This is a genomic window from Mesorhizobium sp. M8A.F.Ca.ET.202.01.1.1 (assembly GCF_004791595.1).
GTDB lineage: Bacteria > Pseudomonadota > Alphaproteobacteria > Rhizobiales > Rhizobiaceae > Mesorhizobium.
The window spans coordinates 110497-124981 of the sequence record NZ_SRUN01000011.1 but is presented as its reverse complement, the minus strand read 5'-3'; the positions used below and the strand labels follow the sequence as shown (position 1 = coordinate 124981).

The 14485-nt window shown below is 64.6% G+C and carries 17 protein-coding genes; 14 read left to right on the top strand and 3 right to left on the bottom strand.

All coding sequences use genetic code 11. The features are described from left to right. Positions 1-2 precede the first annotated feature (2 nt). From EN845_RS23085 to EN845_RS23065, 4 genes are all read left to right on the top strand, one after another. The gene (locus EN845_RS23085; RefSeq protein WP_127872827.1) at positions 3-638 is read left to right on the top strand and encodes a class I SAM-dependent methyltransferase; all 636 of its coding nucleotides are present in this window, start codon (positions 3-5) and stop codon (positions 636-638) included. Positions 639-1039: 401 nt separating this feature from the next. Beyond that, positions 1040-2449 carry a 3-isopropylmalate dehydratase large subunit gene (gene leuC / locus EN845_RS23075; protein ID WP_127872828.1) on the top strand — a complete coding sequence of 470 codons (1410 nt, stop codon included), beginning with the start codon at positions 1040-1042 and terminating at the stop codon, positions 2447-2449. A 157-nt stretch (positions 2450-2606) separates the two neighbouring features. Further along, on the top strand, positions 2607-3803 hold the full coding sequence (locus EN845_RS23070; protein WP_127276786.1) for a GGDEF domain-containing protein: 1197 nt from the start codon (positions 2607-2609) through the stop codon (positions 3801-3803). 75 nt (positions 3804-3878) lie between these two features. Then, positions 3879-5096, top strand: coding sequence for a GGDEF domain-containing protein (locus EN845_RS23065; RefSeq protein ID WP_127872829.1), 1218 nt, complete (start codon positions 3879-3881; stop codon positions 5094-5096). Here EN845_RS23065 and EN845_RS23060 read toward each other — a convergent pair. Next, a complete protein-coding gene (locus tag EN845_RS23060) occupies positions 5080-5442 on the bottom strand; it encodes a hypothetical protein (RefSeq protein ID WP_127872906.1) in 363 nt (120 codons plus the stop codon). The genes EN845_RS23065 and EN845_RS23060 overlap by 17 nt on opposite strands. Before the next feature lie 271 nt (positions 5443-5713). On the opposite strand from EN845_RS23060, the gene EN845_RS23055 reads away from it, so the two are divergent. The 7 genes from EN845_RS23055 to EN845_RS23020 all read left to right on the top strand — a co-directional run bounded on the left by EN845_RS23055 (position 5714) and on the right by EN845_RS23020 (position 11118). Beyond that, on the top strand, positions 5714-6139 hold the full coding sequence (locus EN845_RS23055) for a hypothetical protein (protein WP_127872830.1): 426 nt from the start codon (positions 5714-5716) through the stop codon (positions 6137-6139). Positions 6140-6395: 256 nt separating this feature from the next. After that, on the top strand, positions 6396-6809 hold the full coding sequence (gene sdhC, locus EN845_RS23050) for a succinate dehydrogenase, cytochrome b556 subunit (RefSeq protein WP_127276780.1): 414 nt from the start codon (positions 6396-6398) through the stop codon (positions 6807-6809). 2 nt (positions 6810-6811) lie between these two features. Next, positions 6812-7207, top strand: a complete 396-nt coding sequence (sdhD, locus tag EN845_RS23045; RefSeq protein ID WP_127872831.1) for a succinate dehydrogenase, hydrophobic membrane anchor protein — start codon at positions 6812-6814, stop codon at positions 7205-7207. A 4-nt stretch (positions 7208-7211) separates the two neighbouring features. Beyond that, complete coding sequence (sdhA, locus tag EN845_RS23040) at positions 7212-9047, top strand: succinate dehydrogenase flavoprotein subunit (RefSeq protein WP_127872832.1); 1836 nt, start codon at positions 7212-7214, stop codon at positions 9045-9047. A 2-nt stretch (positions 9048-9049) separates the two neighbouring features. Beyond that, complete coding sequence (locus EN845_RS23035; protein WP_127872833.1) at positions 9050-9484, top strand: DUF3052 domain-containing protein; 435 nt, start codon at positions 9050-9052, stop codon at positions 9482-9484. Beyond that, positions 9484-10263, top strand: coding sequence for a succinate dehydrogenase iron-sulfur subunit (locus EN845_RS23030; protein ID WP_127276771.1), 780 nt, complete (start codon positions 9484-9486; stop codon positions 10261-10263). Before EN845_RS23035 ends, EN845_RS23030 begins: the two co-directional genes overlap by 1 nt. Positions 10264-10491: 228 nt before the next feature. Next, positions 10492-11118 (top strand): DUF480 domain-containing protein, encoded by a 627-nt coding sequence (locus EN845_RS23020; protein WP_127872834.1) that lies wholly within the window; start codon positions 10492-10494, stop codon positions 11116-11118. Positions 11119-11185: 67 nt separating this feature from the next. On the opposite strand, the gene EN845_RS23015 is transcribed toward EN845_RS23020, so the two are convergent. After that, positions 11186-11611: an OsmC family protein gene (locus EN845_RS23015; RefSeq protein WP_127872835.1), complete on the bottom strand. Its 426-nt coding sequence runs from the start codon at positions 11609-11611 to the stop codon at positions 11186-11188. 147 nt (positions 11612-11758) lie between these two features. Between EN845_RS23015 and EN845_RS23010 the strand changes: the two genes are divergently transcribed. From EN845_RS23010 to EN845_RS23000, 3 genes are all read left to right on the top strand, one after another. Then, entirely contained in the window at positions 11759-12055 is a 297-nt protein-coding gene (locus tag EN845_RS23010) for a hypothetical protein (RefSeq protein WP_245511784.1), read from the top strand. Further along, on the top strand, positions 12052-12408 hold the full coding sequence (locus EN845_RS23005) for a YciI family protein (RefSeq protein WP_127276761.1): 357 nt from the start codon (positions 12052-12054) through the stop codon (positions 12406-12408). The genes EN845_RS23010 and EN845_RS23005 overlap by 4 nt, the downstream gene beginning before the upstream one ends. Before the next feature lie 153 nt (positions 12409-12561). After that, positions 12562-13092 (top strand): hypothetical protein, encoded by a 531-nt coding sequence (locus EN845_RS23000; RefSeq protein WP_127872837.1) that lies wholly within the window; start codon positions 12562-12564, stop codon positions 13090-13092. A gap of 60 nt (positions 13093-13152) precedes the next feature. Here EN845_RS23000 and EN845_RS22995 read toward each other — a convergent pair whose 3' ends face one another. Then, positions 13153-14412 carry a ubiquinone biosynthesis hydroxylase gene (locus EN845_RS22995; protein WP_127872838.1) on the bottom strand — a complete coding sequence of 420 codons (1260 nt, stop codon included), beginning with the start codon at positions 14410-14412 and terminating at the stop codon, positions 13153-13155. Positions 14413-14485: the final 73 nt, after the last annotated feature.

The window sequence follows — 14485 nt, the reverse complement described above, 5'->3', positions numbered from 1 at the left end:
CCATGAACATCGACAAGGCCAATGCGGCGCTGGATTCGGTCTACACCGCCGATACGCCCGAAACGCTGGCGCAGGCCTATGCCGCATGGGCGGCGACCTATGACAGCGAGACCGCCTCGCTCGGTTATCTCCTGCCGTTCCTGATCACCGCCTGGGTGGCGCGCCACGTGCCGGCGGGCGAGGGGCCGCTGCTCGACGCCGGCTGCGGCACCGGCCTGTCGGGACCTTCGTTGAAGGCGCTCGGCTACGGCGACATCGCCGGGCTGGATCTCTCGAACGACATGCTCAAGATCGCCGGCAGCCGCAACGCCTACAGCGAACTGAAGCAGGCGATGCTGGGCGGACCGCTGCCGTGGCCGGATGGGCATTTCCGAGCCTTCTTCTCGACCGGCGTGTTCACAATCAGCCATGCGCCGGCATCGAGCCTGCACGAACTGGTGCGCATCACGAAGAAGGGCGGCCACGCCATCTTCACCGTGCGCGACCAGGTGTTCGAGAGCGGCGGTTTTCAGGCTGTCTTCGACGAATTGGAGCAGGCAGGGAAATGGCGGGCGGTTGAGGCAAGCCCGTGGTTCCGCTGCTATGCGATCGGCGATCCGGACGCGCTGGTGAAGACGTTTGTGTTCGAGGTGCTTTGAGCGGACTTCCCTTCCCCCCTTGTGGGGGAAGGTGGATCGGCGCGATAGCGCCGAGACGGATGAGGGGTGTTCCAGGGGAAAGCCAGCGTCTCACTCCGCTGGAACACCCCTCATCCGTCGCCTGCGGCGACACCTTCTCCCACAAGGGGAGAAGGAAGAAGCGCTGACCCACGCCGCAATTGCCGAAAAGCCAAAACATTGCTATCTACCCGGCCATGGAAGAGCTTTTTGGCGATCCGGCTTACAAGGGATTCGTGCTGCAGGACAGAAAACGCCTGCCGTCGCGCTTTTCCGCGCGCGTGTCCGGCGCCCTGACCAGCCGACTTCGCTGATCCCTGACGGCCGGCCGCGGCTTTGCGGCATCAGCTCTTTCCCATTCTCATATCGACGGATTTACGCACATGAGCGCACCGCGCACCCTCTACGACAAGATTTTCGACGACCATGTCGTCGACCGCCAGGACGACGGCACCTGCCTGCTCTATATCGACCGCCACCTCGTCCATGAAGTGACCAGCCCGCAGGCCTTCGAAGGGCTGCGCATGAGCGGCCGAAAAGTTCGCCATCCGGAAAAGACGCTGGCCGTGGTCGATCACAATGTCTCGACTTCGCCCGAGCGCAAGTTCGGCATCAAGAACGAGGAAAGCCGCATCCAGGTCGAGGCGCTGGCCAAGAACGCCAGGGATTTCGGCGTCGAGTATTATTCGGAGAACGATATCCGCCAGGGCATCGTCCACATCATCGGCCCCGAGCAGGGCTTTACGCTGCCCGGCATGACCATCGTCTGCGGCGACAGCCACACCTCCACCCATGGTGCTTTCGGCGCGCTGGCGCATGGCATCGGCACGTCCGAGGTCGAGCATGTGCTGGCGACGCAGACGCTGATCCAGCGCAAGGCCAAGAACATGCTTGTGCGCGTCGATGGCGTGCTGCCCGAAGGCGTCACCGCCAAGGACATCATCCTCGCCATCATCGGCGAGATCGGCACCGCCGGCGGCACCGGCTACGTCATCGAATATGCCGGCGAGGCGATCCGTGCGCTGTCGATGGAAGGCCGCATGACGATCTGCAACATGTCGATCGAGGGCGGTGCGCGCGCCGGCCTGATCGCGGCGGACGAGACCACCTTCGCCTATGTCAAGGACAAGCCGCGCGCGCCCAAGGGCGCTGCCTGGAACGCGGCGCTCGAATACTGGAAGACGCTGCGGACCGACGAAGGCGCGCATTTCGACAAGGTGATCGTGCTCGACGCGGCCAAGCTGCCGCCGATCGTCTCCTGGGGTTCCTCGCCCGAGGACGTCGTCTCCGTGCAAGGCATCGTGCCCAACCCGGAAGACATATCAGACGAGAACAAGCGCACCTCCAAGCTGCGCGCGCTCGACTATATGGGCCTGACGCCGGGGACGAAAATCACCGACATCACGCTCGACCGCGTCTTCATCGGCTCCTGCACCAATGGCCGCATCGAGGATCTGCGCGCCGTCGCCAAGGTGGTCGAAGGCAAGACGGTCAGCCCGCATGTCGATGCCATGATCGTGCCGGGCTCCGGCCTGGTCAAGGAGCAGGCGGAAGCCGAGGGTCTCGACAAGATCTTCCGCGCCGCCGGGTTCGACTGGCGCGAGCCGGGCTGCTCGATGTGCCTTGCCATGAACGACGACCGGCTGAAGCCGCATGAACGCTGCGCCTCGACCTCGAACCGCAATTTCGAGGGCCGGCAGGGCTTCAAGGGCCGCACCCATCTGGTGTCGCCGGCTATGGCGGCGGCGGCGGCGATCGCCGGCCACTTCGTCGACATCCGCGACTGGAAGTAGGCCGTCCGATCCCGAGCGCATTCCAGGCCCCGGACCGCATCGCTGTCCGGGGCCTTTCTTCATTCACGCGGCCGCATATGCGCCTTCGCTTAACCGCTTGTTTGGGCTTGCCCCCTATGGTCTTCCCCGACGTCAAACGAAGGGAAGTCACGGTCCTTTGGACACCGGCCTATTGATAGCGCTGCTCAATCCGACGATCGCGCTGGCGCTCGGCGCGGCGTTCCTCGTCCTGTGGTTCCATCAGCGCCATCGTCCCTACCTGGCGGTGCTGGCGCTCAGCTACTGCGTCTCGGCGCCGGGATTCCTGTTCCAGTATTTCACCTTGCCCATTGGCGTGGTGCTGACCAAGCTGGTGTCGAACATCTGCTTCTCCATCGCCGCCTGCTGCCTGTCCGGCGCCATCATCGCCCGCTATGGCAGGAAGGTGCCCGCAGTGGGAATCGCCGTTCTGGCGGGCGGCGGCCTTGCGGCCTTCGCGTGGTTCCTGTTCGTCACGCCGGATCTCACCTGGCGCATCCTGGCGATGAATTTCGGTTTCGGTGGCGTCAGCCTGCTCGTCGCCGCCGAACTGCGCCCGGTGCGCAACAATGGCCCGACAGAAATGATCCTGTTCGTGTTGTCGCTGCTGTCCAGCGTCAACTTCTTCGTGCGCACCCTGGTGGTGGTCATCGCGCACGGGCCCTTCGCCAGTTATGACGGCTTCTACGGTTCGTCCTATTGGACGACGGCGCTGTTGTCGCACGCGCTGCTGTCGCTGCTGATTGCGCTTTGCCTCTTCACCGCCGCCGCGCTCGACGTGATGAAGGCACTCAAGACGGAAACCCATACCGATCCGCTTTCGGGGCTGCTCAACCGCCGAGGTTTCGGGGAGCGCGCGGCCATGCTGCTGCAGCGTTGCGCCGTGGCCAAATTCCCGGTGGCGCTGGTGCTGGCCGACCTCGACCATTTCAAGGCCCTCAACGACGTGCACGGGCACGCCGCCGGCGACCGGGTGATCGCGGACTTCGCCGCCAAACTGCGCTCGGCCACGGGAGCACGAGGTGCCGCGGGCCGTATCGGCGGGGAGGAGTTCGCCGTGCTCCTGCCGCTGACCGATCTCGCCGCCGCGCGGCTGTTCGCCGAAGCGGTGCGCACGGTCTATTCGGCCGGCGGCGTCGACGGGCTTCCCGCCGGCACCAAGGTCACCGCCAGCTTCGGCGTGGCGGCCCGCAGCGGCGACGAGACGCTGGAACCCCTGATGCGCCGGGCCGACGAGGCGCTTTACAAGGCCAAGAAAAACGGTCGCGACAGCGTGCGCCTTTCCTACGAGCGACCGGAGACGGTGTTCGTGCCGGAGCCGGTCAAGGCCTGCTGACCACCACCTCCGCGCTTCGCGTTAACGTCTTTTTCGCCCGTCGATGTTTAGCTGTCGGCGGGGGTTTGAGGATCTATGAACGGCGCCAACTTCATCCTGTTGATCAACCTGTCGGTTGCCGGCCTGCTGGCGGCATCCTTCATGGCGGTCTCGTTCCATGATGCCGGCCGCGCCCCGGCGCGCTGGCTGGCGTCAGGCTATGTCCTGGGCATGGCCTACTTTGCCATCGAATTCAGCATTCCCGCCTTCAGCGACGCGCGGCTTCCGGTGGCTGCCGCCTTCGCCGTCTTCCTTGGCGCCACCATTGCCTTCAATGGCGGGCTTGCGCGAAAATATGGCGTGGCGCCGCCATGGACGCCGATGCTGTTCTTCCTGGCCGCCGCCACCATCGCGGTCTATTTCGTGCAGGACCTGCCGCGCCAGTCGCTCACTCGCATGATGGCCTACCAGCTTCCCTACGCAGTCATGCAGTTCGTCGGCCTTGGCATCGTCTGGTCGTCGCGGCAAAGCCGTGGCCGGCTCGATCTGATCCTGATGGCGGTGCTTGCCGCCAGCGGCCTGCAGTTTGCCTCAAAGCCTTTCATCGCGCATGCGCTGGGCGGCTGGGGCGCCAATCCGCAGGCCTATCTGCAAAGCAGCTACGCGCTGGTGTCGCAGTCGCTCGGCACGGTCTTCGGGCTGGCGCTGGCGCTGCTCATTCTGGCCATCCTGGTCCGCGACATACTCGCCGAAGTGACATCGAAGTCGGAGATGGACACGCTGTCGGGCCTGCTCAACCGTGGCGGCTTCACGCGTCAGGCGGAGCTGGCCGTGCACGACGCCACGCGTTCGGGCATGCCGGTGGCAATGGTCATTGCCGATCTCGATCATTTCAAGACCATCAACGACAGTTTCGGCCATGCCTCCGGCGATCGGGTGATCGAGACCTTCGCCGGCCTGCTGCGAGAAGCGGCCGAGAGCCATCACGTGGTTGGCCGCATCGGTGGCGAGGAGTTTGCCGTTATCCTGTCAGGCGCCAATCTTGCAACCGCCCGGCTGTTCGCGGAAGGCACCCGCCACGCATTCGGCGCGTTGCCCATCAGCGGGCTGCCGGCCGACAGCCGCTGCACCTCGAGCTTCGGCATTGCCGAGCGTCACATCGGCGAGGGTTTCTCCGACCTGATGCGGCGTGCGGATGAAGCGCTCTATCTGGCAAAGAATGCCGGGCGCGACTGCGTGCGTGTCTCCACCGGGCCGGCCGATGGGCTGGCCGTTGTAAAAATCGGCCAGGCCCGTTTCAGCGGCAGGGGCTGAGCTGCGGCATCTCGCCATCGGAAAGGCCGTACATATAGGAGCGGCCCTTGACGAACACCGGCGGGCGATAGCAGTCGCCGTCGCCCGATATGTCGTCGGATTCGTTCTGGTAGATCACTTTGGGCTGGCCGGCGCTGGTGTAGTCGGACAGCTGTTTGGCCAGCTTGCCTTCGCCGACGATGATGCGCTTGTAGCCGGCGGCGCTGTCGATGACGAGATTGCCGAACGAATCGGCGTAGACGCGGTCATGGTGGCGCAAGCCGGCCTCGGCCGGCGCGGCCACCGCAACCGCAAGTGCCGTCAGCGTGACGGCCGCGAGGCTTGTCCGCACTGATTTGGCCCGCACTGATTTGGAACGCATGTCGCTCTCCCTTTGTCGGCGCGAGAGAGATCGCGCCCCGATCTGGTCCGAATCGGAAATTAACCCTTTCTTAACCTTTGTTAAGGGGAGGAGCGGTTCCGTGGCCGTTTCTTAATGAACATGGTTAATTTATAGGCGTCGCGTTCGAGTTGCCGCCGATATCCACAGCCGGCCGACGTGGCCCGCTGGAATCCCGGGTGAACTTGATCTCGGCGCGCCGCGTGGCTAGCGTGCCCGGGCATGAGAGGGGCAGCACATGATGTTTGGCCGAACGGTTCGGGTGTCGTTCGTTATTCCGCTGCTTCTCGCGGCCGGTGCCTGTGTGCCGCAAGACGGCGCGCCCAAGGCAGCGAGCACGGCGACACCCGTGGTGGCGCCTGCCGCCCCCGCCCAGCAACAGCCCGCGCCGCCGGCGACCAAGATCACCACGGACCTCACGGCGCCACGCTTCACCACGGGCACGGCCACCTATAGATGCGGCAATGGCGGCATGATCACCATCCAGAATCTCGGCACGTCGCTGCGTGTGGTGGGGCAGGAAGGCGCCACCGAGGAGTTCGCGGCGTCGCCGGCCAACCAGAGCAGCCGCTACCAGGCGGTGACGCATGACGCAATCGTGATCGACGGACGCGAGGCGCTGGTGATGAAGAGAGGGTCGACGCCGCAGACCTGCACCCGCTGACGCAAATCCCGACACGGCAGCGCCCCGGGCCAGACATGCTGCACTGCAGCGATATCGAGCCGGCTTCGGGTGTCCGGCCGCTAATCGATTGAAGCCGCATCCGGCCTTTTAGTCAGACTAAATTACGTTTTCGAAACGGTTTTCTGGCTTTGACGCGGTGCAAAAAGAGCATTAGAAACCGGCTGTCCGAAGTCGCAACCGGAAGCGGCAATGCCGCATTTCCACCTGAGGCGGGAGACGCCGAACTGGGGCAGCCATGAGCAAATCACCAGCCACCCAAGCCAGACGCGAAAGGCCGCTTTCGCCGCACCTGACGGTCTACCGGCCGCCGATCACCATGACGATGTCGATCATCCATCGCATCACGGGTGGCGCGCTCTATTTCGGCACGCTGCTGGTCGCCGTCTGGCTGATGGCGGCGGCGAGTTCGCAAGCCACGTTCGACTGGGTGAACTGGGCTTTCGGCACCTGGCTCGGCCGGCTCATCCTGTTCGGCTACACCTGGGCGCTGATGCATCACATGCTGGGTGGTGTCCGCCATCTGGTCTGGGACACCGGCGCCGGCCTGGAAAAACACACGGCCTCGAAGATCGCCTGGGCGACGCTTGCCGGCTCGGTCCTGCTCACACTCCTGATCTGGATCGCCGGCTATATGGCGCGGGGGGCCTGACCATGAGCACCGGAAAGACCGACATGCGTACGCCGCTGGGCAAGGTCCGCGGCCTGGGCTCGGCCCGCGAAGGCACCGGGCATTTCTGGCGCCAGCGGCTGACGGCCATCGCCAACATCCCGCTGACGCTGTTCTTCGTCGGCTTCCTCATCGCGGTCAATGGTCATGGCTACGCGGAAGTGCGCGCGACGCTCGCCAATCCCTTCGTGGCCCTGGTGCTGGCGCTGATGCTCATCTCCGGGCTCTATCATATGCGGCTCGGCATGCAGGTGATCATCGAGGACTATCTGCATGGCGAGGGCATGAAGCTCGCGCTGATCGCACTCAACACCTTCTTTTCGATAGCGGTCGGCGTCGCTTCGCTCTTCGCCCTGCTCAAACTGGCATTCGGAGGCTGAAGTCTTGGCCCAGGACACGAAATCAGCCAACACGGCAGGCTACACCTTTGTCGACCACAAGTTCGACGTGGTCATCGTCGGCGCCGGAGGCGCTGGCCTGCGCGCCACGCTCGGCATGGCCGAACAGGGCCTGCGCACGGCCTGCATCACCAAAGTGTTCCCGACGCGCTCGCATACGGTCGCCGCGCAAGGCGGCATCGCCGCCTCGCTCGCCAATATGGGTCCGGACAACTGGCAGTGGCACCTCTTCGACACCGTCAAGGGGTCGGACTGGCTGGGCGACATCGACGCGCAGGAATACATGGTGCGCGAGGCACCTGCGGCAGTCTACGAGCTCGAGCACTACGGCGTGCCGTTCTCGCGCACGGAAGAGGGCAAGATCTACCAGCGGCCCTTCGGCGGCATGATGATGAATTTCGGCGAAGGGCCGCCGGTGCAGCGCACTTGCGCGGCCGCCGACCGTACCGGTCATGCCATGCTGCACACGCTCTACGGCCAGTCGCTGAAGAACAACGCGCAGTTCTTCATCGAATATTTCGCGCTCGACCTGATCACGGAGCCGGACGGCACCTGCACCGGCGTGGTGGCCTGGAACCTCGACGACGGCACCATCCACCGGTTCTCCGCCAAGATGGTGGTGCTGGCGACCGGCGGCTATGGCCGCGCCTATTTCTCCGCCACTTCGGCGCATACCTGCACCGGCGACGGCGGCGGCATGGCGGCGCGCGCGGGGCTTGCGCTGCAGGACATGGAGTTCGTGCAGTTCCATCCGACCGGCATCTACGGCGCCGGCTGCCTGATCACCGAGGGCGCGCGCGGCGAGGGCGGCTATCTCGTCAATTCCGAGGGTGAGCGCTTCATGGAGCGCTATGCGCCGTCGGCCAAGGACCTTGCCTCGCGCGACGTGGTCTCACGCTGCATGACGATGGAGATCCGCGAAGGCCGCGGCGTCGGGCCGAAGAAAGATCACATCTTCCTGCACCTCGACCATCTCGACCCGGCCGTGCTGCATGAGCGGCTGCCGGGCATCTCGGAATCGGCCAAGATCTTCGCCGGCGTCGACCTGACCAAGGAGCCGATCCCGGTGCTGCCGACGGTGCATTACAATATGGGCGGCGTGCCGACCAATTATTGGGGCGAGGTGCTCAACCCGACCGCCGAAAATCCAGACCGGGTCTCGCCCGGCCTGATGGCGGTCGGCGAGGCCGCCTGCGCATCCGTGCACGGCGCCAACCGGCTGGGCTCGAATTCGCTGATCGATCTGGTCGTCTTCGGCCGTGCCGCGGCGATCCGCGCCGGCGAGGTGATCGACCGCCATTCGCCCATCCCTTCGCCCAACGCGGCCTCGGTCGAGAAGATCATGGACCGCTTCGACAGGCTGCGTCATGCCAACGGCTCAACACCGACGGCGGTGCTGCGCGAGAAGATGCAGCGCGCCATGCAGGAGGACGCTGCGGTGTTCCGCACGCAGGAATCGCTCGAAAAAGGCTGCAAGCGCGTTTCCGAGATCTGGGGCGAGCTCAAGGACATCAAGGTCACCGACCGCTCGATGATCTGGAATTCGGACCTGGTCGAGACGCTGGAGCTGGAAAACCTGATGGCCAACGCCATCACCACCGTCTATGGCGCCGAAGCGCGCAAGGAGAGCCGCGGCGCGCATGCGCGGGAAGATTTTTCCGCCCGTGACGATGCCAACTGGCGCAAGCACACGCTTGCCCATCTGAGCGAGGACGGCAATGTCACGCTGACCTACCGGCCGGTGCACACCGAGCCGCTGGTGGCCGAAAAGGACGGCGGCATCAGTCTCGCCAAGATCGCGCCGAAGGCGCGAGTGTACTGACAATGGCTACGGCGGCGGGATATTCCGGTACGCCCCTTCCGGCCAAGCTCGGCCTGAAGGACGGCATGATTGCCGCCTTCATCGCGCTGCCGAGGGAACTCGAGAGCCTCACAGGGGCCGTTGATTTCGCCGAGGTCGACCGGCTGGCCGAATGGTCCGACATTTCGGGCGCAACCCTGAAATACGATGCCGTCCACGCCTTCACCAGACAGCGCGCCGAGATCGAGGATCGCCTCGGCGCCGTCGAAGCGGCGATCAAGCGCGATGGCATGGTCTGGGTGTCCTGGCCAAAGAAGGCCTCGAAGGTGGTCACCGACGTCACCGAGGGCGTTGTCCGCGCTGAAGCGCTCAAGCTCGACCTTGTCGACGTCAAGGTCGCCGCCGTGAATGAAATCTGGTCCGGGCTGAAGCTCGTCATCCGAAAGGACCTGAGGTAATGGTCGAACTCACGCTTCCCAAGAATTCCAAGGTCCAGCAGGGCAAGACCTGGCCGAAGCCGGAAGGCGCGACCAACCTGCGCGAATACCGCATCTACCGCTGGTCGCCGGACGATGACGAGAACCCGCGCATGGACACCTATTTCGTCGACATGGACGATTGCGGGCCGATGGTGCTCGACGCGCTGCTCTACATCAAGAACAAGATCGACCCGACGCTGGCCTTGCGCCGCTCCTGCCGCGAAGGCATTTGCGGCTCCTGCGCCATGAACATCGACGGCTCGAACACGCTCGCCTGCACCAAGGGCTGTGACGACATTTCCGGCGCCGTCAAGGTCTACCCGCTGCCGCATATGCAGGTGGTCAAGGACCTGGTGCCGGACCTCACCAATTTCTATGCCCAGCACGCCTCGATCGAGCCGTGGCTGAAGACGGTGTCGCCGACGCCAGCCAAGGAATGGCTGCAGAGCCATGAGGACCGCGAGAAGCTCGACGGGCTTTACGAGTGCATCCTGTGTGCCTGCTGCTCGACGTCCTGCCCGAGCTACTGGTGGAACGGCGACCGCTATCTCGGCCCGGCGACGCTGCTGCAGGCCTATCGCTGGCTGATCGACAGCCGCGACGAGGCCAAGGGCGAACGGCTCGACAATCTCGAAGACCCGTTCCGGCTCTACCGCTGCCATACCATCATGAACTGCGCGCAGACCTGCCCGAAGGGGCTGAACCCCGCCAAGGCGATCGCCGAGATCAAGAAGATGATGGTGGAGAGACGGGTTTAGGCCTTCGCTTGCGGCAATCTCCAACGCAGCGATCCTTCGCGCCCCCCTTTGTCCTGCCGGACATCTCCCCCACGGATGGGGAGATTGGCCGTCATCCTGGCTTTGGCCAATCTCAAGGTTGAAAGATCGGGCGCCGTCGGCGAAGCTGCCGATCCCCCCATGGGGGGAGATGTCCGGCAGGACAAAGGGGGGCGCTGTCCCGCGAGCGTCAGAAAGGATAGCAGCCCAATGACTGACCTTCCCATCCTCTCTCCCGTCGAAGCGCGCGTGCTTGGCTGCCTGATCGAGAAGAAGGAGCTGACGCCGGACGTCTATCCGCTGACGCTCAATGCGGCACTTGCCGCAGCCAACCAGAAGACGGCGCGTGAGCCTGTCATGGCGCTGGAACAGACAGAGGTGCACCGGGCGCTGAAGCTGCTTGAGCAGAAAGGGCTGGTGCGGCAGATGTTCGGCTCGCGCGTCGAGCGCTACGAGCACCAGATGGCGCAGCGCTTTTCGCTGACCACGCCGCAGACCGCCTTGCTTGGCCTGCTCTTGCTGCGCGGACCGCAGACGGCGCATGAACTGCTGGCGCGAGCCGAGCGCATGGCACGGTTTTCGTCGATCGAGGATCTGCGCGGAGAACTCGACATGCTGATCGGCCGCCGGCCGCCGTTGGTGCAGGAAATTCCACGCGGGCCGGGCCAGCGCGAGGATCGCTATGTGCATCTGCTCGCCGGCCCGGTGGATGTCGCAGCGCTATCGGCGCAACGGAGTGTGATGGCGATGCCTGCCTCCGACCTGGAAGCGCGGTTGGAGGCGCTGGAGCAGGAAGTCGCGGCACTACGCGCCCGGCTTGATGCGCTGGGCGCTTAGCCCTCTTCTCTGATTAACGTGCCCGGCGCGACCATGCGCGCCGGATTTCACACGGGATGCCGCAATCTCAGCCCAGCCTGGCGTCGAGCGAAACCTTGATGGCGCCGAGCGCCTTGGAGACCGGGCATTCGGCCTTGGCCTTCTCGGCCAGTTCCTTGAACTTCGCAGCATCGATGCCGGGCACCTTGCCGACCAGCGTGATCGCGCTGCCGGTAATGCCAGTGCCCGGAACCAGCGTTACCACCGCCTTGGCGTCGAGATCGGCCGCCGGCGTGCCGTTCTCGGCCAGGAAATGCGAGAGCTGCATGGCGTAGCAGCCGGCATGGGCCGCGGCGATCAACTCTTCCGGATTGGTGCCGGACTTGCCGCTTTCGTCCTCGAAGCGCGCCTTGAACGAATAGGGCGTACCCTTCAGGGTTCCGCTCTGCGTGTCGAGCGTGCCCTTGCCTTCTTTCAGATTGCCTTTCCAGACGGCGTTTGCGGTGCGGTCCATGGAGTCCTCCTGGGTTGTCGTGAACTTTGTCGTGGGTGAGCCAGCGTCAGGCCAACTATAGCGCGGGCGTGCGCGAAGACCACTGCGCTGTTTGCACCACGGCGCGATGGCGGCCCCCTTCTTCCGGGAAAAAATATGCATGCAAAAATGTCGGCTTCCATCCGGGCCGACCGTCCTGCGGGCGGCCACGGGAATTGTGGCCGGATGGAGGTTCACATGGACAATCTGTTTTTCGCGCTGTGGAAGAGGCCGGGCCGCGGGCCTGAGCGAGAGGAAGACTTCTGGCTGGACCCGCCGGCGTCCGGCTTCGGCAGGCTGCTGGCCGCTGTTGCCATCATTGTGGTCGCGGCATGCCTTCTCGATCATGCGGCGGCGGTCGACCGCAAGGCTGACATGGTTGTCGCCGCATCCTATGGTTTGGCGCAGGAAGGGAGCTTGAAATGAAATATGTCTGTCTGGTCTATGGTGAGGAAAAAGATCTTTATGCACTTACCGCCGAAAGGTCGGCCAAACTCGACGCCGACTCGCTGGCCTACGACAGGTCATTGGATCAACAAGGCAAGCTGATCGTCGCGCAGGCACTGCAATCGGTGACGACAGCCAAGACCGTGCGCCGTCGCACGGGCAAGCGGTTGATCATCGATGGGCCCTTCGCCGAAACCAAGGAGCAGTTGCTTGGCTTCGTCATGGTCGAGGCCGAAAATCTCGACGAGGCGCTGGACATTGCCGCCGGCATTCCGCTGGCCGAAATCGGCACGATCGAGGTTCGGGCCGTCTACGACATACCGGGGTCATAGGCGGCCCCCGGCTTCGATGGCGCGAACCGGCTTGTTTACCCGCCTAAGCTTCACCAGCCACGAATTGTTTTTTCTTCGTTAGAGGCAACTCTTGCGTGTTGAAGCAACGCGACAGTTCTCCTATCGTCGCCGGGATTTTCGGGGGATTTGGACATGCCTTTCCTGATTGCTGTCCTTGGCGTGCTCGGCGCGGCGGCGTTCTGGTGGTACCGGATGAAGGCGATGAACGACGCCGCGCGCGAGGTCGCCGACGTCGTCGGGCGCGTGCAAGGCAACATCAGGCGCAAGAAACTGCGCAAGCAGGCCGCGCTCTCGCCGCTGACGGCGATCGACGATCCGGTTGTGGCCGCCGCGACGCTGATCACCGCGATGGTTTCGGAAGATGGCCCGATTCTGCCGCAGCGCGAGGCCGTCATTCGCGAGGTGATTTCGCAGATCGCGGCCGGCCAGAAGAAGACCGACGAGGCGGTTGTCTATGCCAAGTGGGCTGCCTCGCAAATAGACGACACCACCATTGTCATCGACAAGCTAGCACCCTTCTTGCGCGAGCGCCTCGACCCGAGCGAACGGGACGATCTGCTGCAGATGCTGAACCGGGTTGCTCAGGGCGGAGAGCGGAGCCTGAAGATACCGGACCAGCGCATGCTGCGACTGCGCCAGAAGCTCGGTTTTGAAGTGAACTAGGACCCTTGGGTCCATCGGCAGTTCGCAGACCTTGGTGATTGATGACGAAGCTGGGCAGGTTCAGATCGCCTCGCCCTTCAGCAGCCTTGGCGTGCCGGCGGAAAGGCCCGATGCCTGGCGGATGAAGAACTCCTTCAGCCGTGGCATGCGTTCGACGAGGCCGAGGCCGATGTCGCGGACGGTGCGCAGCGGGGTGATGTCGTTGGAAAACAACCGGTTCAGCACATCCGTCGTGATGCCCATCTGCACCGTGTCGAAACGGCGCCATTGCTGGTAGCGCTCCAGCACGTCGAGCGCGCCGATGTCCTGGCCGAGCCGGTCGGCCTCGACGATCACCTCGGCAAGTGCGGCTACATCCTTGAAGCCGAGATTGAGGCCTTGGCCGGCGATCGGATGGATGCCGTGCGCGGCGTCGCCGGCAAGTGCGATGCGCGGCGCGACGAAGGCGCGCGCGATGGTGAGGCCGAGCGGCCAGGCGCGCGGCTTGTCGGCGACGCGGATTTCTCCCAGCTTGAGGCCGAAGCGCTGTTCGAGTTCATGCTCGAAGACGAGATCGTCGCCTTCCACGAGCATTTTGGCGTCTTCAGTCCGTTCGACCCAGACGATCGATGAACGGTTGGTGCCGTCCTCGTCGGGTTTCAGCGGCAGCGTGGCGAAGGGGCCGGCGGGCAGGAAATGCTCTTCGGCGCGACCATTGTGCGGCCGCTCGTGAGCGACGGTGCAGACGATGCCGGACTGGCCGTATTCCCACTTGACCGTCTTGATGCCGGCCATGTCGCGCAGTTTCGAATTGACACCGTCGGCGGCAACCAGCAGCCGCGCCGTCAACGTGGCGCCGTCGGCCAGGTGCACCGTGATGCCGGCGCCATTGGTCTCAAAACCTTGCACCGCCACGCCTTCGATGATGTCGATGCCGAGCTTTTCGGCTTTGGCCCGCAAGGCGCCGTTCAACGCCCGGTTGGCGACCATGTGCGCGAAGGGTTCGCCCGGCGCCACCTCGCCGCCGAAGGTCAGGAAAACCGGGCGCACCGGATCGGCGCTGCGTGAATCGGTGATGATCATCTCGGTGATCGCTTGCGCCCTCGGCGCGATTTCGGCCCAGACGCCGAGCTGGTCGAGCATGCGGCACGCGGCCGCGGCGATGGCCGAGGCGCGGCCATCCCTTTGCCAGGATCCGGCGGGCGCCGCATCGACCAGCGCCACGGCGAGGCCCGGCCGTGCCTGCTTCAGCGAGACGGCGGCGGCCAGGCCGACATAGCCGGCACCGGCGACGAGAACATCGAGCCCGGATCTGGTCTTGGCGTCGGCCTTGCCTTCCATTGTCCTGGCTCCTTCTCTCGGCGACCCTTTGCGCGCCGCCCGGGGGCTCGCGCCCTTGACGGCTCGTTCTTCC